Below are 18,301 nucleotides of genomic sequence, written 5' to 3'. Positions count from 1 at the left end.
GTGTGTGGGAGAGGTGCGCCAGGCGCGCCGGCTCGTTCGCGATCGGCTACTTGTAGGCGAGCGCCTGGAGTTCGAAGAGTTCCGCGTACAGGCCGTCGGCCTTCATGAGGGTCGCGTGGTCGCCGGTCTCGACGATCCGGCCGTCGCGGACGACGACGATCAGGTCCGCCATGCGCACGGTGGAGAAGCGGTGCGAGACGAGGAGGGTGATCGCGCCGGTGGACGCACCGAGGGTGCGGGCCTGGGTCGCGTAGCGCTCGAAGAGGTGGTGTTCGGCCTCGGGGTCGAGCGCGGAGGTGGGTTCGTCCAGGACGAGGAGCAGCGGGGTGTCGCGCATGAGGGCCCGACCGAGGGCGAGCTTCTGCCACTGGCCGCCGGAGAGTTCGGCGCCCTCGGTCCAGCTGGTGCCGAGCTGGGTGTCGAGGCCGTCGGACAACTGGCCGACGACGTCGGTGGCGTGGGCCTTCTCCAGGGCGCCGCGGACGGCCGCGTCGTCGTCGATCCGGGGCAGGTCGCCGACGCCGACGGTGTGGCGGGCGGGGAGCTCGAAGCGGACGAAGTCCTGGAAGCCGGCGGCGATCCGCTCGCGCCACTCCTCGGTCGGCAGTTCGCGCAGGTCGGTGCCGTCGAGCAGGATGCGGCCCCGGGTGGGGCGGTAGAGCCCGCAGAGGAGCTTGACGAGGGTGCTCTTGCCGGCGCCGTTCTCGCCGATGACGGCGACGGTGGAGCCGGCGGGCAGGGCGAGCGAGATGCCGCTCAGCACCGGGGCTTCGGTGCCGGGGTAGGCGAAGTCGACGTCGTCCAGCTGGATGCCGCGGGCGAACCGCTCGGGGGGCGCCTGCTGCGCCTGCGCCGCGGTGGGCTCGTCGTCCCGGGTGACGACGTCGCGCATGGTGTCCATGCGGCGCAGGGTGCCGGCCATCCGCTGGAGGTCGCCGAGGAGGTTGACGGCGGAGGCGACCTGCCGGTTGACCTGGGTGGCGAGCGAGATCACCAGGACGACGTCGCCGACGCCGTGCCGCCCGGCGACGGCCTCGCGGATCACCAGGATCATCGCGCCCATGTAGGCGAGGCCGAAGACGGTCTGGCCGGCGGCGCGGACGGCGGCGGCGCGGGTGTTGGCGCGCCACAGGCCGCGGCTGGTGGTGTCCCACAGCTCGGCGTGGCGGCGGCGCAGCTCGTCGCTCATCCGGAAGACCCGCAGCTCGCCGGCGAAGCGGGCGTTGGCGGAGAGCCGGAAGAGGTTGAGCGCGATGCGGGTGGGTTCGGCGGTGGCGGTCCTGGCGCGGTCGGTGACGGCCTCGGCCCTGCGGCCGGCGATCAGCGGCGGGACGGCGGCGAGCGGCAGCAGCAGGAGCAGCGGGTTGAGCCGGGCGAGCAGGACGGCGGTGAAGACGACGGCGAGGATCAGCCCGAAGAGGCTGAACAGGGCCTGGAAGGCGTTGGGGAAGCGCCGGCTCTCGGGCTGGAGGACGGTCACGAGGTCGGCGTAGTCGGAGCGTTCGTGGTGCTCGATGCCCTCGGAGCCGTTGGAGAGGGTGATCAGGTCCTCGACGAAGTGCTGTTCGGCGAGTTCGGCGAGTTCGAAGTAGGCGACGTGGGCGAAGTTGCCGAAGGACAGCGTGACGACGGCCAGGACCGCGACGACGACCCCGTACCCGCCCGCGGCGCCGCCGCGGCCGTCGACGACGGCGTCGGTCATCAGGCCGAGGAAGGCGGCGAGCAGCGGCGCGGCGACGGCGCCGGCCGTCATCAGCACGGTGGCGGTGACGGTCTTGCGCCAGTCCACCTTCCAGGCGATCGAGAGCAGCCGCCACGTGCCGGACAGGGTCTCCTTCAACGTGCGCTCCCGGCTGCCTCGGTGGTCTCGGTGCCTTCGGTGTCGGTGCCTTCGGTGTCGGTGTCCGAGTCGGTGAAACGGTCCGCCTGGAGGCGGAAGAGGCGGGCGTAGCGGCCCTCGGCGGCGAGGAGCTCGTCGTGGCCGCCCTGCTCGGCGACCCGCCCGCCCTCCAGTACGACGATGTGGTCGGCCTGGCGGACGGTGGAGAAACGGTGCGAGATGAGCAGGGTGGTGGCCCCGCGCGAGAGTTCGGTGAACTCCTGGAAGAAGCCGGCCTCGGCGCGGACGTCGAGGCTGGCGGTGGGCTCGTCGAGGACGAGGACCGGCGAGCCGTGCCGCAGCGCGAACAGGGCACGGGCGAGGGCGACGCGTTGCCACTGCCCGCCGGAGAGGTCGCCGCCGCCGTCGAGGTGGCGGGCGAGCGGGGTGTCGAGGCCGCGCGGCAGCCCGTCGAGGGCCTCGCGCAGGCCGACGGCGTCGATCACGGCCTCCACGCCTTCGCGGTCGTCGCGGTGCGCGACGGACCCGAAGGCGACGTTGTCGGCGGCGGAGACCTCGTAGCGGGCGAAGTCCTGGAAGATGACGCCGAGTTTGGCCCGCCAGGCCTCGACGGGGTAGGTCCGGATGTCGACGCCGTCCAGCTTGACGGTGCCGGAGGTGGGCTCGTAGAGCCGGGCGAGCAGCTTGACGAGGGTGGTCTTGCCGGCGCCGTTCAGGCCGACGAGCGCGGTGCACCGGCCGACGGTGAGGGTGAGGTCCAGGCCGTCGAGGATCATGCGGTCCTCGCCGGGGTAGTGGAAGGAGACGTTCTCGAAGGTGATGGTGTGCGCGGGCTCGGGCACCTTCGACGCCGCGGCCCTGACGGGCTCCTCGGCCGCGAGCCGGCCGAGGAAGCTCTCGGTGGCGCCGTAGGCGTGCATGCCGACGGCCGTCGGCAGGTCGGACTCGCGGTAGAACTCGCCCAGGCCGAGCGCGCTGAGCGCCGCGGTGACGACGAGGGCGAAGTCGGTGAGGGTGAGGCCGGCGTTCGGACCGGCCGCGCCGCGTCCGACGAGGGCCATCACCGTGGCGGTCACGGCCATGCCCCACGCGGTGAACCAGACGAAGGGCCACAGGTAGATCCGGCGCCGGGCCGCCCACAGCGGCACCAGCCACTCCCGGTAGGACGAGCCCCAGAAGCCGCGCAGCCAGCCGTTCAGGCCGAAGACCCGGATCTCCTTGGCGGCGGCCGGGGCGATCGCGAGCTCGCGCAGGTAGTCGTTCTTCAGCTCGGCGCCGTCGAGTTCGAAGCGCACGTCGGCGTATTTGCGCAGGCCGCCGCGCAGCCCGTAGCGGAACAGCATCACCGCGACGACCAGCCCGGCCGCGGCGAGCCAGGAGAAGACGGCGCCCACCACCCCGGCGTAGCCGGCGAGCTGGGTGTAGCGGCCGATCAGCGCGAGCTGGCCGGCGCAGGCCTGGCCCGGGCTCTGCACCCAGGTCTCCAGCTCGCGCGCGGCGGTGCGCAGGTCCTCGACGACCTGCGGGTCCTCCAGCGGCCCCACGCTCGTCGTGCCGGTGGCGGCGGCGATCACGTCGTCGATCACCTCCCCGTCGATCCGCCGGGCCACCAGCTCGCCAACCGACTCCCGGACGGGCGCGACGACCTGCTGTCCGATGAACGCCGCCGCCGCCACGAGGAACGCGCCGAGCAGCGAGTCCCAGGCGGGGGAGTCCAGGCCGCCGGCCATTGCCGCGGGCACCTTGCCGAGCAGCACCGCCGTCGCGACGACGAACACCACCGGCAGCGCGCCCAGCAGCACGTTGACGAGCACGTCGGCGGCGATCAGCCCGGCGCCCGCGCGGCGGGTCAGCGCCGAGATCGCCAGGCGCTCGCGCACCAGGCGGGCCGCCGTGCTCTCCGTCTGCGGGGCGCTCACCGCGCACGCTCCCCGGCGCCGCGTTCCAGAACCTTCGCCATCGCTCCTCCGTGTCTCCGGTGGTGTGTCTCGGCCGCCGCCCGGCCGGCCGGTGCTGCCACTGCGACGAACCGGGCCCCGCCGGATGGACACCCGCTGCTCCGGGTGTGCCGCGCCGGCGGGGCCCTCGCGGGCGCCGCTCAGAGGCGGAGCACGACCTTCCCGACGTACGCGCCGTGCATCAGGTTGACGGCGGCGCTCACGCCGTTCTCCAGGCCGTCCACGATCGTCTCGGCGACGACGATCTCCCCGGAGCGCACCCACCGCGGGAAGCGCTCGTCGAAGACCGGGAACAGCTCGGGGTGGTCGAAGGTGTAGTAGCCGAGGAGTTCGAGCCGCTTGCCGATCACGGCCATCATGTTGCGCGGGCCCTCGGCGGATCCGGTGCGGATCTCCTCGTTGCGCCCGCCCATGACGATCCGCCCGCGCGGGCGCATCGCGTCGATCGCCGCCTCCAGGTGGGCGCCGCCGACGTTGTCGTAGTACACGTCCAGCTCCGGCAGCCGGGGCCGGACTCCCTCGTGGTAGTCGAAGGCGTCGTCGAAGCCGAGGCGCTCCCTGAGGTAGCGCACCTTCTCCGGCGTGCCCGCCGAGCCGATCACCTGGCTCGCCCCGCGCAGCCGGGCCAGCTGGCCCGCCATGCTGCCCACCGCGCCGGCCGCGCTGGACACGAAGAACGTGTCGCCCGGCCGGATCTGCGCCACCTCGGTGCCGACGTAGGCCGTCAGCCCGAAGCACAGGTGGTGGGTGAGCGAGGGGTACGCGTCCGGGTCGACCCGGCGGAACTCCCCGGCCTCCGCGACCGCGTAGTCGCGGAAGCCGAAGCGGTGCCAGACGATGTCCCCGGGGCTCAGCCGTTCGTCGGCGGTGTCGACGACCTCACCGATCGCGTCGCTCCACATCGGCGCCCCGACCGCGAAGTCGGGGATGTCGAGCTTGCTCAGGTCGTTCATCCGCAGGACCAGCCCGGGATCGATCGACATGAACAGGTTGCGGACGACGACCTGGCCGGGGCCCGGTCCGGGGACCGGGACCTCGACCACCCTGGTGTCCCCGGCCCGCGGGAAGCGGCCCGAGGGCCGGGACACCAGGTGCACCTCACGACCGAGCCTCACGAGAACCTCCCCCTGTACGGCGGGCGACCCGCCCGCGGTCTCACGCTCTGCCCGGCTCGGCGGCGGACTCGCCGGCGCCGGTCAGGCCGGCCGTCCGCGCGTCGATCCCCTCCTTGATCCCGGCGACGATCGCCCGGGCCTCGGCGGCCGTCGGCGCCGCCGCGATGACCGCGACGATCGGGTCCGGCCAGGGCAGCGCCCGCACGCTCGTCGGGTACGCCTTCACCCCGTCCGCCCACAGCTTCTCGAAGACCGGCCGGATGTGCTCCTCGTACGTGGTGCCCTCGGCGACCGGCAGCATGAAGTGGGCGGAGAGCGTCAACTCCTTCTCCGCGCCCCACATCCGCAGCAGTCCGCCCGCGTGCAGCGAACCGCTGCGGCGCGCGTTGATCTCCGTGATGTACAGCCGGTCGTCGTCCCCGGCCACGCAGTCGATGCACATCCAGCCGCGGTAGCCGAGCCGGTGCGCCGCCGCGCCGACCTCGTGCGCGGCCCGCGTGAGCCGCTCGCCCCACTCCGGCGGCAGCGCGCCGACGCCGACGTCCACGCTGCGGAAGGAGTAGCCGTGCTCGACGGTCAGCGCGCACCGGACGACGTCCTCGACGCCGTCCTCGCCGATCAGGATGTCCGCGGCCGGGCAGCCGACGCCCTCCGCGTGCTCCTGGAAGCGCTGGATCAGGATCGGGAACGCGAAGAACGAGTCCCGGCCCGCGTTGTCCAGGAACTCCTCGACGGCGCCCGGCGCGTCGCGGACCACGCCCGAGCCGTCGCCGGCCACGCCGAAGAGCGTCCGGGCGATCACCTTGCCGTAGCGGGCCGTCATCGCCTTGAGGCCGCCGCGCAGCTCCACCCAGTTGCCCGCCACCATGCCCGGGGCCACGTTGATGCCGGGCAGCTCGCGGGCCAGGTCCAGCGGACTGATCTTGGAGTCCAGGTAGAGGCTCGCCCAGTAGGCGTCCTCCCCGACGTGGTCCAGCTCCACCGACCTGCCCCAGCCGCGCACCAGCGCCGCCAGCAGGTACGTCTCGTCGGTCGGGCCGACGATCTGCAGCTTCACCACGTCGTACGGCTCCAGCAGTTCGCGCAGCCGCGCCTGCGCCTCGCCGTCCCTGAGGAAGTCCTCCACCAGCAGACCGGTGCGCCTGGCCGGCGACACCACCGGCGCCGGGTCCAGGCCCAGCGTCCGGTGGATGTCGTCGAACCACTGTCGGTTCCAGCCGAGGGGGAGCACCAGGACCCGCGGGTTCGGGCTCCAGAAGACCGAGTGCTCGCACTCGTAGGTGCCGCTGAACCGCACCACCCGCTCGCGCTCCTCACCGGTGAGGTTCAGGGCGGGGTTGCGCAGGTGGTACTCGGCACTGTTGGGGACGATGAGCTCGACAACGTGCGACATCTACGGGGTCCTCTCTGCGAAGTCGGCTGCTGGAGTCCGGCGTCGGGGGTCCGGCGTTGCGGGAGCGTCGGGCCTTACGCCTCGGACAGCTCCTGGGCGATCTCCCAGACGTTCCCGGCCGGGTCGGCGAACGTGGCCGTGCGCCGGCCCCACGGCTGGTCCACCGGCCCGTTGAGGAGGTCCACGCCGTGCTCCGCCAGCTCGGCGCAGACGGCGTCGGCGTCGGCGACGTTGACGGTGAGCAGCGCGCGGGCGCCCGCCTGCGGCCCGGCGACCGGGGCCGGCGCGACCAGGCTGTGCGCCTCGCCGACCTCCAGCAGGTTGATCATCAGGTTCCGCATCTTCAGGGCGGCCGACTCGCCGTCCTCGTAGACCACCTCCAGGCCGAAGACGTCGAGGTAGAACTTCTTCGTGGCGGCGAGGTCCTCCACGAAGAGGGTGATGACCTCGATCTCGTTCAGGGCCTTGATCATGTGGTGCTCCTCCGGTTTCTCGTGCGTGGTGCAGCTGCCGCCGCTGGGGGCGGGCCACCCCCACGACGAACGGGGACGGCCCGGATGGACACCCCGCCCGTCACAGGTCGCGGGCGAGCCCGTCGACCGCGAGGACGCGGAACTCCGAGGTGTACCGCGCCCCCTGCGCGTCCCGGAGCCAGAGCTCGTCCCCGTCCGGCAGCATCTCGGTGAGTGTCACGGAGCCGTTCTCCTCCTCCACGGACCGGCGCACGGCCTTGGCCAGGATGTTGACCAGCACCAGGCTGGTGAAGTCGACGAACGCGGGCTTGTCCTCCACCGGGACCTTGTAGAACGCACGCTCGGGCAGGCCGTGTTCGAGCCGCCAGCGCCGGGCGGCGCGGAAGCGGTCGGGCTCGGAGCGCACGGCGGCCCAGGCGAGTTCGGCGGCCGGGAAGGTCCACGACTCGCGGGCCACCACCAGGCGGTCCACGGTGATGCGCGGGTTGTGGCGGGCCCGCGCGACCGGCTTGAACGCGTTGATCGCCGCGGCCGCGAGCGGCTCGCCGACGACGTGCGCCAGCGGGGCCTCGAACGCCCCGGCGCGCGAGCGGACCACGAGCCGCTCGCCCTCCCGGCGCACGAACAGCGCGGCCGCCGGCATGATCGGGCCCGGCGGCGTCACCGCCTCGGGGTGCATCGTCCAGTACGTGTAGTCGGGCGAGAGCAGCGCCGACGGCGGCGACACGCGCGAGCTCACGCCCGGCACGTCCCGGTTCATGATCCCGTAGATCCGGCTCCCGCGCATGTCCGCCTCGGCGGCCGCGAGCATCGACGGCGGGTCGTCGTGCTGTTCGACGAAGACCCGGCTCTCCATCGTGTTGAACGACAGGTGCAGTTCGCCGAGGACGAGCAGGAAGTCCCCGCGCCCGACCGCCTCCTCGTCCGCGGCGGCGAGCATGAAGTCCGGCGAGTGGTGCACCGCGGTCGGCCACGGCAGCGGGCGCGCGGGGAACAACTCGGCCACCCGCCCGGCGATGTCCTCGCTGCGCAGGTCGACGCGCTTCGCGTCCGGGGGCAGCCGCAGCACGTCCGCCCACCGGCGCTGGAACTCGTCGACGGCGCGGCGGGCCGGCTTCGACAGGCCCCGGATGTTGAAGTACAGCTGCGGCGTCGCGAGGCTCAGGATCGCGGCCAGCGGCACCTGCGGGTCGCCGTGCTGCGCGACCCGGCGCTCGTAGATGTCGGTCAGGTAGCGGTCGAACTCCTGGCCCACCTCCGCGACCAGCCACCGCCCGCTGTCCAGGAGCAGCGCCAGCGGCCCCGCGAGCGCGTCGCGCAGCGCCGGGCCGAGGTCGACCCGCACGTCGCGGACGGTGTCCTCGTAGACGAGCGTCCGCCCGGCGTACGTCTGGCCCGCGCGGCGCTCGCCGGCGACGCCCGTGATCTCCTCGAAGCACGCGCCGAGCCTGGCCATCGCCGCCTCCAGCGCCGCGTCGTCGCCCGCGGCGGCCGCGACCTCGTCCCGGGCGCCCGTGAACCTGGCCACGACGCCGAGCGCGTACGCCCGTGCCTGCGGGTCGGCGATCCGCTCCAGGCGGGCGACGAGCGCGCGCTCGGGGTGGGCCTCGATCGTGCCGACGAGGTCGTGCCGGATCAGCCGGCGTGCGACCAGGCCTTCGACGGCGGCCAGGAGGCCCGCGGGATCGCCGAGTTCGGGGAACTCGGACCAGGCCAGCTCGTCCGCGAGCTCGGGGAGCGTGCGGACCCCGTCGACGAGCGCGAGCAACTCGGCCTCGGCGGGCGTGAGCTGGACCGGCGGACGGCCGGGGACGAGCAGGGTGGAGCCCGCGAGGTGGTGCGCGGCGAACCGGCGCGGCGCCAGCCAGGGGCGGATGCGCGGGTCGGCCGAGAGGGCCTGGGCGACGGCGTCGACCGCCCATATCTCGAAGTAGACCGTGCGGCGGGCCAGGAAGTCCGGGCCGACGCGGGAGGCGAGCGGCGCGCCGTCGTCCGTCCACCGGGCCCAGCCGACCGGGCCGACGAAGCCGATGGTGTCGTTCTTCAGCGCGTACCGCTGGAGGTAACCCGCCACCGCCAGCTCGTGGTTGCGCCCCCGGACGTTGCGCGGCTCGCCGGCCGCGAGCTTGTCCAGGCACAGCTTCAGGAGCTTCGGGTTCTGCCAGGCGACGGCCTCCCGGAAGCGCGGCGTCCCCGACGCCTCGCGCACGGCGGCGGACAGGCGCTCGGAGGCCTGCGCGTACTCGGCGCGGTAGGCGTCCGGGTCGTCGGCGTCCGCGGCCGCCGCGAGCGCCGGGTCGGTGAGCGGCAGCACGGTGTCGGCGGGGAAACCGGTGCTGCGCAGGACGACGTCGCGCCACACGGACCAGCCGGTGGCTCTCAGCGGGACGAGGTGGTGCCCGTCGGGTCTGGTCATCCGGCCTTCTTCCGGTCGATCTGGGCCGCGAGGGCGTCCAGGGTGGGGTAGTCGAAGAGGGCGGCGATGCCGAGGTCCACGCCGAACTGGTCGTGGATGTGGGAGACCAGCTCGACCGCGGTGAGGGAGTTGCCGCCGATGTCGAAGAAGTCCGCGTCGTCGGCGATCTCGGGCCAGCCCAGGAGGCCCGTCCACAGCTCGCGCAGGCGGGAGGTGGTGGCGGCGCGGTCGGTCGGGGCGGGCCCGGCGGCCTGGGCGACCGGTTCGGCACTGCGGGCGCCGATCTGACCGATCTGACGGATCGTCACGCGACTCGGGGTCTGGGCGTTCAGCAGCTCCAGAAGGAGGGCCGTGTCGGCGGGTTGGGGGGTGGAGACGACGAGCGTGCGGGTCGCGGGAGGGGCTCCGGTGGCCGTGAGGGCGGCGAGGACGGCGTCGGCGGCGTCCGGTCCGTTCCGGGTGACGGTCACGAACAGGTCGAGCGGCGGGCGGCCGGCGAAGGCGCGGGCGAGGGTCAGGAGGCCGAACGCCCGGGGGCCGAAGGCGTCCGCGGCGGTGGCGTCCGGTGCGGGGCCGGCCAGGTGGAGGACGCCGTGGACGGGGCCGTGGCGGCGGGCGACGTCGTCGAGGAGGGCGGTGAGCGCCTGGTGGTCCGTGACGTCACCGGCGGCCGGCTCGACGGTGGCGCCCAGGGACTCCAGCTCGGCGACCAGGTCCGGCCGTTCCGCCGCCTCGCGGCCGAGGAGGACGAGGGTGGGACGCAGTCCGGTGGCGGCCAGCAGCCTGGCCACCTGGGCGCCGAGGCGGCCGGTGCCTCCGGTGATCAGGTAGGTGCCGGCGGGGCGGAGGGCGGGGCTCTCGACGGGCGCGACGGCGAGGGGGTGTTCGGTCGGGATCCAGCGGCGGGTGCCGCGCAGGGCGACCAACGGGTCGGCACCGGTGCGGAGTTCGGCGGCGAGCTCGCGGTCGGGGACGGAACCGCCGAGGTCGATCAGGCGGGCCCTGGACGGCTGCGCCAGGGCGGTGAGCGCGGCATGGCCCGGCCGCAGCGGGTCGTGGCCGCCGACGTCCACGGCGTGCTCGGTGAGGATGACGAGTTCGGTCGCGGGGCCGTCGGCGGCCTGGCGCAGCAGTTCGGCGGCGGGGGTGTGGCCGGCCGCCAACTGCTCGGCCAGGTCCGCGTCCTCGGGCCGTCCGAGGCTGCCGGCGTGGACGAGCAGGCCGGGCGTCACACCGCGCTCGCGCAGGGTGCGGAAGGCACGGGCGAGGTCCTGCGGTTCGCCCTCCCGGACGACGAAGCCGACCTCGCGGTCCTCGTACGCCTCGCCCGGCGTGAGCGGGACGACCCGCAGTCCGGCTTCGCGCAGCGCCGCGGTGACCCGGCGGGCCGCCGCCTCGTCGGCCGGGAGCGCGGCGACGGCCGTGCGGGCGGGCGCCTTCGACGTGCCCGCGGAACGGGGCTGTTCGCGCCAGCTGGGGAGGGTGAAGGGCGAGTCCGTGACGGCGTCCTCGGGTGCGTCCTGCGCAGCGACGTCGGCCCAGTACCGCCGGCGCTCGTACGGGTACCCGGGCACGGGCACGCGGCCCGCGTCCGAGAGGTCCTCGACGGCCGCCCAGTCGATCGCGTGCCCCTCGGTCCACACGCCGGCGATCGCGGTGAGTGCCGCGTGCACGTCGGCCAGCGGCTCGGTCCTGCGCTGCGCCAGGGTCGGCAGGACCCGGTGGCGCTCGGCGTCCACGGCCGGGTGCTGGCGCAGGGCCGAGGTGAGCGCCCGGCCCGGTCCGCACTCGATCAGCAGCTGCCGTCCGTCCCGGCCGGCGAGCGCCGCCACCGCGTCCGCGAACCGCACGGGCCGCGCCAACTGCCGCGCCCAGAAGGCCGGATCGGTGGCATCGGCATCGCTCACGAGCCCGCCGCTCGCCGAGGAGTACAGATCGAGGACGGGCGCGGAGAGCCGCAGCCCGCGCAGGGCCTCCTCGAACGGCTCCACCGCCGGGGCGGCGAGCGGCACGTGCGAGGCGCGGCTGAACGGGACCGGGCGGACGTTCATCCCCGCCCGCCGCAGCTCGGCGCCCGCCCGCGCGACGGCGTCCGCCGGTCCGGCGACCACCACCATGCGCGGGCCGTTGACGACCGACACGTGCACGCCGTCCGGCAGCAGCGGCGCGACCTCGGCCTCCGCCGCCGCGACGGCGAGCATGGCACCGGCCGGCGTGGCGGTCAGCGCCCGCGACCGCGCGACCACGGCCCGTACGGCGTCCTCGGCCGTCAGCACGCCCGCGGCCGCAGCCGCCGCGAGCTCGCCGAGGCTGTGCCCGAGGACGGCGCCGGGGCGCACACCCCACGCGTGCCAGGCCTGCGCCAGTGCGTGCTCCACGGCGAACAGCAGCGGCGGGGCGACGTCGGGATCGTCGATCCGCCCGGTGTCGGCGTCCCGCCACAGCCGGCGCAGCGGCACGCCCTCGGCCTCGAAGAGGTCCAGGCACTCGTCGAAGGCGCGGGCGTAGGCGGGGGAGCGGTCGTAGAGGTCGAGCGCCATGCCGGTGTGCTGCGTCCCCATGCCGGGGAAGAGCAGCGCGATGCGGCTCCCCGACGGCCCGGTGGCGGGGCCGCCCGCCGCCGCCAGCAGATCGGCCGCCTCGCGCGCGCCCGCCGCGACCACCGCGCCGCGGTACGGGTGGGGCGTGCGGCCCTGCTGGAGGGTGGCGGCGCTCGCGGCGAAGTCCGGTGCGCCGGAGGCGAAGTGGCCGGTGAGCCGGGCCCGGTAGCGCTCCGCCGCCTCGGGCGTGCGGGCCGACCAGACGACGATCCGCGGACGGTCTGTCGCCGGGGAGGCCGTCGACGGCTCGCGCACTGGCGCCTCCTCGACGACGACGTGGGCGTTGGTGCCGCCCACCCCGTACGTGTTGACGGCCGCCACCCGGGGGCGCCGCGCCCGGCGTTCCCACGGCACCGCCCCGGGTGGGAGCTCGAACGGCGAGTCGTCGATGCCGAGTTCGGGGTTGGCCGTCCGGAACCCGACGGTGCGCGGGACGGTCCCGTGCTGCAGCGTCAGCACGACCTTGATGAGCGAGGCGATCCCCGACGCGTGGCCGAGGTGCCCGATGTTGCCCTTGACGGACGTGAGCAGGGTGGCGCCGCTCCCGGTCGCGCCGAGGTAGCGGTAGGCCGAGGTGAGGGCGGCGACCTCGATCGGGTCGCCGAGGACGGTGCCCGAGGCGTGCGCCTCCACGAGGCCGACGTCGCCCGGCTCGACCTCCGCCGCCACCATCGCCTCGGCGATCGCCGCCGACTGGCCGGAGACGCTCGGCGCGGCGAACCCGGCCTTGGCGGAGCCGTCGTTGTTGACGGCCGTCCCGCGGACGACCGCGCGGATGTGGTCCCGGTCGGCGAGCGCGTCGGAGAGCCGCTTGAGCGCGACCACCCCGGCGCCCGAGCCGAACACCGTGCCCGTCGCGGCCGCGTCGAACGGGCGGCAGTGCCCGTCGCGGCTGATCTTCCCGCCGGGCTCCCACCAGTAGCCGTGCTCCAGCGGAAGTTCGACCTCCGCCCCGCCGACCAGCGCCACCTCGCACTCGCCCGCGCGCAGCGACGCGGCGGCCAGGTGCAGGCCCACCAGCGGGCTCGCGCAGGCGGTCGCGATGCCGAGGCTCGGGCCGTTCAGGCCGAGCTTGTAGGAGACCAGCGGGGCCAGCGAGTCCGTCGAGTTCCAGGTGCTCAGCGACAAGCCGACGCCGTCGCCCCCGCTGCCGCCGTTCCCGGCGCGGCCCTCGCTGCGACGCACCAGGTCGAGGTAGCGGCCGCGCCCGGCGGAGCCGAACACGCCGACGTCCGCGAGCCGTTCGGGGTCGTAGCCGGCGTCCTCCAGGGCGGCGTGGGCGCACTCCAGGAAGAGCCGGATCTGCGGGTCGCAGATGCGCGCCTCGCGCGGGGTGAGCCCGAAGAACCCGGCGTCGAAGCCGTCGATCTCGGGCACGGTCGCGACGGCCTTGACGTACCGCGGGTCGGCGAGCGCGCGGGCCGGGACCCCGGCTGCCGCGAGCTCCTCGTCGGAGGCGAGGCGGATGGAGCCGACGCCGTCGCGGAGGTTGGCCCAGAACGCGCCGAGGTCGACGGCCCCGGGGAACCGGCCGGCCATTCCGACGACGGCGATGGGTTCGTACCTGCTCTGGTCGTTCACGTGTTCCCCTGGAGGTCGTGTCGGATGCGTCGGCGCAACTGCCGCCGCTGCTCGGCCGGTTGGGCGGACCGGGGCGCGGGGGGACCGTCCCGGAGCGGTGGGGCCGGAGCACGGCCGGAGAGGAAGCGGGCCAGCGCGAGGAGGTTCGGGTGCTCGAACATCGCGGTCACCGGGAAGGCGGTGGCGAGCCGTTCGCACAGCAGGGCGTGGAGACGGACGACGGCCATCGAGTTGAGCCCGGCGTCGAAGAAGTTGTCGGCCGGCGGGAGGTCGACGCCCACGACCTCCCTGACGAGTTCGGCGAGTCGGGCGGCTCGGCCCTCGTGCGCGGTGCTCCCGGTCGTGGGCGCTCCGGCGGCCTTGGCACGGCCGCCGGGGGCGGCGCCGGTGGCGAAGCGGAGCTCGGTGGGCACGGCGTAACGCGGCAGCCGGCGGCGCAGGTGGGAGCGGAGGTCGGCCGGGTCCGGGGCGGCGGCGCCGGGCGCGGTGCGGACGGTGAGCGACAGCACGGGCCCGGCGGCGGTCGTGGTGAGGCCGGCGACGGCGTGCCGGACGGCGGGGTGGTCGAGGGCCGCGCGCTCGACCTGTTCGGGGTCGAGGCGGTAGCCGTTGACGGAGAGCTGGCGGTCGAGCCGGCCGTGCAGGACGACGGCGCCGGACGGGTGGCGGCGGCCGCGGTCGCCTGTGCGGTAGGTGCCCGCCGCGGTGTCGAAGCGGTCGCCGCGGCCGGTGGCGTCGAGGTAGCCCGCGGCGAGGTGCGGGGAGCGGACGACGACCTCCCCGGCGTGGCCGATCGGGGCGGGCGTTCCGTCGGGGCGCAGGACGAGCAGCTCGGCCGCTCCCGCGCCGGTGCCGACGGGAAGTTCGGCCGTGTCCGGCAGCCCGGCGGGCGGAGCCTGCCCCGCGGCGAGCCGCCAGGCGGAGGCGAGTTGGGGCGTCTCGGTGGCGCCGTACGCGTTCACGACGGCCGCCGCCGTGACGGCGCGCAGCGCGCGGACCATGCCCGCGGTGAGCGGCGCGCCGCCGCTGACGACCAGGCGCAGGTGCGGCAGGCGGGCCTCGTCGGGGCGGCCGGAGAGGAGCAGTTCGAGGAGCGCGGGGGTGGCGTGCAGGACGGTGACGCGCTCGTCGTCCAGCAGCGCGAACAGCCGGTCGGGGGCCGTGAACACGGACTCGGGCGGGACGACGACGGTGCCGCCGACGAGCAGCGGGACGAGGAGGTCGCGCAGCAGCGGGTCGTGGCCGAGGCCGCCGAGCAGGGCGACGCGGTCGTCGGGGCCGAGGCCGAAGGAGCGGCGGTACCAGTGGAGCGTGCCGGCGAGTGCGTCCGGGGGCACGGCGACGGCGGCCGGGCGGCCGGAGGTGCCGGAGGTGAACAGGACGTGGCTGATGCCGGGGAGGTGGCGCGGCTCCCGGGCGCCGGGCCGGAGGGTGTCGTCGGCGGTCAGCACGGCCCTGGGGCGCAGCAGGTCCTGCCGTTCGGCGAGTGCGGCGGCGGGCAGGTGCGCGTCGGTGAGGGCGACGGCGGCGCCCGCCTGTCGGGCGCCGAGGAAGGCGGCGGCGAGGTCGGGGTTGCGGCCGGCGCGCAGCTCCAGGACGTCCCCGGGGCCGATGCCGGCAGCGGTGACGGTGGCGGCGATGTGCTCCCAGCGGCGGACCAACTCAGCGTACGTGAACGTCAGTTGGGGCGAGCGGACGGCGACGGCGGCGGGGCGCGACGAAGCCACCTGCCGTATCCGCGCGAGGACGTCGGGCGCGTCCGGCCGGGGCGCGTTCGCAGGAGGGGCAGGAGGAGCGTCGAACGGCGCCCGGTCCGCCGCGAACGCGGCCGCGACCTCGGCCACCTGTCGCAGCAGCTCGTCGACCACCGCGTCCTCGAACAGCCCGTCCCGCCCGACGAGTTCGAGCCGGAGCCCGTCCTGCGGATCGTGCCGGACGTAGAAGTTGAGGTCGAACAGCGCGTACGGCGGCGCCGCGTCCACCCACCGCGCGGGCGCGTCGGCGAAGGCGGGCGCCGGGCCGATCCGGCTGAGGTCGTTCACCCACACCTGGAACAGCGGGTTGTCCCGGGGCGAGGGCGGCAGCCCCAGCCGGTGCACGATGGCCTGGAACGTGGGCGCGAGGTGGTCGAGCGCCTCCAGCGACCGCTCGCGCACGTGGCCGAGCAGGTCGTCCCGCCCGTCCCGGTCCTCGACGTCCAGCCACAGCGGTACGGTGCTGAGGACGGGTCCGACGAGCTCCTGCTCCCCGGGGCGCAGCCGCCGGCTGACCGGCACGCCCACGGCGACGGACCGCTCGCCCGCCCACGCGGCGAGGACGGTCGCGACGCACGCGACGACGTACGTGGCCCGGGTGTGCCCGGTGCGGGCGAGGAGGGCGTCGAGGGAGGCGGTGAGGTCCGGGCCGAGCGCGGCGACGGTCCGGCGGCCGTCGAGCGTGGGGCCGACCGGGCCGGTGAGCCGGAACGGCAGCGGCGTGCGGGCGGGCGCGTCGGGCAGGAGCGCCTCCCAGTACGCGAGGTCCTCGTGCCAGCGGTCCGAGCCGACGACGGCGGCCCGCCGGTGGGCGAAGGCGGCGAAGCTCGGCGCCGGCGGCCACTGCGGCGCGAGGCCGCGTGCGCGGGCGGTGTAGGCGGCGGCGAGGTCCCGGGCGACGAGTTCGAGGGCGTGCTGGTCGGCCACCAGGTGGTGCAGGGAGAGCGCGAGCAGCGCCTCTCCCTTGCCGCGGAGCAGGCCGAGGGTGAGCAGCGGCGGCCGGTCCAGCGGGATCGCCGTCCGTGCGACGTCGGCGACGAAGCCGCGCTCGGCCGTCTCGTCGAGCGGGTCGGCGACCTCCCGGACGGTCAACCGGGGTTCGCAGGAGGGCGCGTACGTCCACCGGGGGACGCCGTCGGTGACCTCGACGGCCGCGCGCAGGAGGTCGTGCCGCCCGATCACGTCCCGCGCGGCGGCCCGGAGGACGGAGTCGTCGACGCCGGCGGGGATCCGCAGCGCGCCGACGACGTTGTTGCCCGAGTCGTCGGCCAGGGCGCGGTTGAGCAGCCAGAGCGGTTCCTGCACGGGGGTGAGCGGGCTGCGGTCGGACGGGCCCGGGGCGGCCTGGGGGCGCGCGCCGCGAGGTGCGGTGGCGAGGACGTTCCGCAGGCCCGCGAGCGTGAGGTTGTCCCGCAGGAACAGCGACAGCGGCACGTCCGCGCCGTACAGCTCGGCGAGCCGTGCGATCAGGGCGAGGGCGGCGAGCGAGTGCCCGCCGAGGCTGAGGAAGCCGAGGTCCTCGCGCCGCCCGTCGGCCGGGACGGCGAGCACCTCCCACCAGGCGGCGGCCGGTTGGTCCGCCGTGTCGCCACCGGTCACCGCCGCGGCCCACCAGCGCTCCGTCTCCTCGCCGATGCGCCGCCGGTCGGCCTTGCCGGAGGAGGTGAGGGGCAGCCGGTCGACCCAGCGCAGGGCGCGCGGCACGAAGGCCCGGGGCAGCCGCCCGGCGACGTGCGCGAGGATCTCGTGGTCGGCGTCCTCGCGGCCGTCGGCCCGCATCGCCACCGCGACGAGTTCGGCGGGTCCGTCCGGAGGCCGGACGGCGACGGCGGTCGCGGCCGCGACCGCCGGGTGCGCGGTCAGCGCGGCCTCGACCTCGGCGGGCTCGATCCGCACGCCGCGGATCTTCAGCTGGGCGTCGATCCGGCCGAGGTAGCGCAGCCGGCCGTTCTCGACGCGGGCCAGGTCCCCGGTGCGGTACCAGCGCCGGCCGTCCCGCAGCACGAACGCCGCGTCCGTGAGGTCGGGCCGGCCCACGTACCCGAGCGCCACCTGGACGCCGCCGATCCACAACTCGCCCGGTTCGCCCGCACGTACGAGGGAGCCGTCCGCCCCGGCCACCCGCAGGTCGACGTTGTCGATCGGTGCTCCGATGAGGACGTCCCCGTCGGCGGCGAGGCCGCGCGGCACCGGCCAGTGCGTGACGTCGATCGCGGCCTCGGTCGGCCCGTACAGGTTGTGCAGTTCGGCGCCCGACCACTGCGCGAAGCGCACCGCGAGTGCGGGTGGCAGCGCCTCACCGCTGCAGAACACCAGTCTCAGTGAAGGGAGTTCGACGGGCGCCAGACGCAGTTGGGCCTCCAGCATGGTCGGCACGAAGTGGCAGACGGTGATGCCCCCGTCGGCCAGGGCGCGCGCGAGGAGCTGCGGGTCGTAGTGGGCGTCGGCGGGAGGGAAGACGCAGCGGGCGCCGGTGACGACGGGCAGGAAGAACTCCCACCCGGCGACGTCGAAGGTGCTCGGCGTCTTCTGGAGGACGCGGTCGCGCCCGTCGAGGCCGAACCGCCCGGCCATCCACAGGACGCGGTTGGCGAGCGCGGCGGCGCCGACCAGGACGGCCTTCGGGGCGCCCGTCGAGCCGGAGGTGAACAGGGCGTACACCGGGTCCTGCGGGCCGACCTCCCGCAGCGGCGCGTACCCGGCGGGCGGCGTGCGCGGCACGGTGACGGCCGGCGCACCGCCCGGGGCGAGGTCCTCCTGCCCGGCCGCCACCACCGTGCACAGCGGCCGGACGGCGGCGACCATGGCCGCGATCCGCCCGGCGGGCTCGTCGGTCGCGATCGGGACGTAGTGGCAGCCGGCCTTGAGCACCCCGAGCAGCGCGACCAGCAGGTCGGCCTGCCGGGGCATCCGCACGGCTACCGCGCCCCGGCGCCCGCCCGTCGCTCCCCGCACGGCCGCGGCGCACGCGTCGCTGAGCAGGTCCAGCTCGGCGTACGTGAGGGTGCGCCCCGGGTCGGAGCAGGCGACGGCGTCCGGGGTGCGCGTCCGCTGTTCGCGGACCAGCCCCGGGACGCCGTACGGCGCTTGGTGGGGCACCCGTGGCCCGCGCAGCACCGATGCTCCGCCGCTCATGCGCCCACCCCGCTACGCTCGGCGGTCGCTTCGCGA

8 protein-coding genes are annotated in these 18,301 nt (G+C 75.4%); all 8 read right to left on the bottom strand.

Annotation, left to right across the window (positions count from 1 at the left end):
• Positions 1 to 46: 46 nt before the first annotated feature.
• The 8 genes from ACWCXH_RS01350 to ACWCXH_RS01315 all read right to left on the bottom strand — a co-directional run bounded on the left by ACWCXH_RS01350 (position 47) and on the right by ACWCXH_RS01315 (position 18,265).
• Positions 47 to 1,840: an ABC transporter ATP-binding protein gene (locus tag ACWCXH_RS01350; protein WP_449799240.1), complete on the bottom strand. Its 1,794-nt coding sequence runs from the start codon at positions 1,838 to 1,840 to the stop codon at positions 47 to 49.
• A complete protein-coding gene (locus ACWCXH_RS01345) occupies positions 1,837 to 3,759 on the bottom strand; it encodes an ABC transporter ATP-binding protein (RefSeq protein ID WP_449799239.1) in 1,923 nt (640 codons plus the stop codon). The genes ACWCXH_RS01350 and ACWCXH_RS01345 overlap by 4 nt, the downstream gene beginning before the upstream one ends.
• Before the next feature lie 179 nt (positions 3,760 to 3,938).
• Positions 3,939 to 4,913 (bottom strand): zinc-binding dehydrogenase, encoded by a 975-nt coding sequence (locus ACWCXH_RS01340; protein WP_449799238.1) that lies wholly within the window; start codon positions 4,911 to 4,913, stop codon positions 3,939 to 3,941.
• 40 nt (positions 4,914 to 4,953) lie between these two features.
• Positions 4,954 to 6,306, bottom strand: coding sequence for a hypothetical protein (locus tag ACWCXH_RS01335; RefSeq protein ID WP_449799237.1), 1,353 nt, complete (start codon positions 6,304 to 6,306; stop codon positions 4,954 to 4,956).
• Positions 6,307 to 6,380: 74 nt separating this feature from the next.
• Positions 6,381 to 6,779, bottom strand: a complete 399-nt coding sequence (locus tag ACWCXH_RS01330) for a VOC family protein (RefSeq protein WP_449799236.1) — start codon at positions 6,777 to 6,779, stop codon at positions 6,381 to 6,383.
• 100 nt (positions 6,780 to 6,879) lie between these two features.
• Complete coding sequence (locus ACWCXH_RS01325; protein WP_449799235.1) at positions 6,880 to 9,195, bottom strand: lantibiotic dehydratase; 2,316 nt, start codon at positions 9,193 to 9,195, stop codon at positions 6,880 to 6,882.
• The gene (locus ACWCXH_RS01320; RefSeq protein WP_449799234.1) at positions 9,192 to 13,376 is read right to left on the bottom strand and encodes a type I polyketide synthase; all 4,185 of its coding nucleotides are present in this window, start codon (positions 13,374 to 13,376) and stop codon (positions 9,192 to 9,194) included. Before ACWCXH_RS01320 ends, ACWCXH_RS01325 begins: the two co-directional genes overlap by 4 nt.
• Positions 13,373 to 18,265, bottom strand: a complete 4,893-nt coding sequence (locus tag ACWCXH_RS01315) for an amino acid adenylation domain-containing protein (RefSeq protein WP_449799233.1) — start codon at positions 18,263 to 18,265, stop codon at positions 13,373 to 13,375. Before ACWCXH_RS01315 ends, ACWCXH_RS01320 begins: the two co-directional genes overlap by 4 nt.
• Positions 18,266 to 18,301 lie beyond the last annotated feature (36 nt).

It is taken from the genome of Kitasatospora sp. NPDC001660 (assembly GCF_053596725.1).
The sequence above is the reverse complement of the archived record's forward strand: the minus strand, read 5'-3'. Positions and strand labels throughout refer to the sequence as shown.

Bases quoted from the DNA above. Each gene is read 5' to 3' on its own strand.
- ACWCXH_RS01335 (WP_449799237.1), bottom strand. From the start codon at position 6,306: ATGTCGCACGTTGTCGAGCTCATCGTCCCCAACAGTGCCGAGTACCAC.
- ACWCXH_RS01330 (WP_449799236.1), bottom strand. From the start codon at position 6,779: ATGATCAAGGCCCTGAACGAGATCGAGGTCATCACCCTCTTCGTGGAG.
- ACWCXH_RS01325 (WP_449799235.1), bottom strand. From the start codon at position 9,195: ATGACCAGACCCGACGGGCACCACCTCGTCCCGCTGAGAGCCACCGGC.
- ACWCXH_RS01315 (WP_449799233.1), bottom strand. From the start codon at position 18,265: ATGAGCGGCGGAGCATCGGTGCTGCGCGGGCCACGGGTGCCCCACCAA.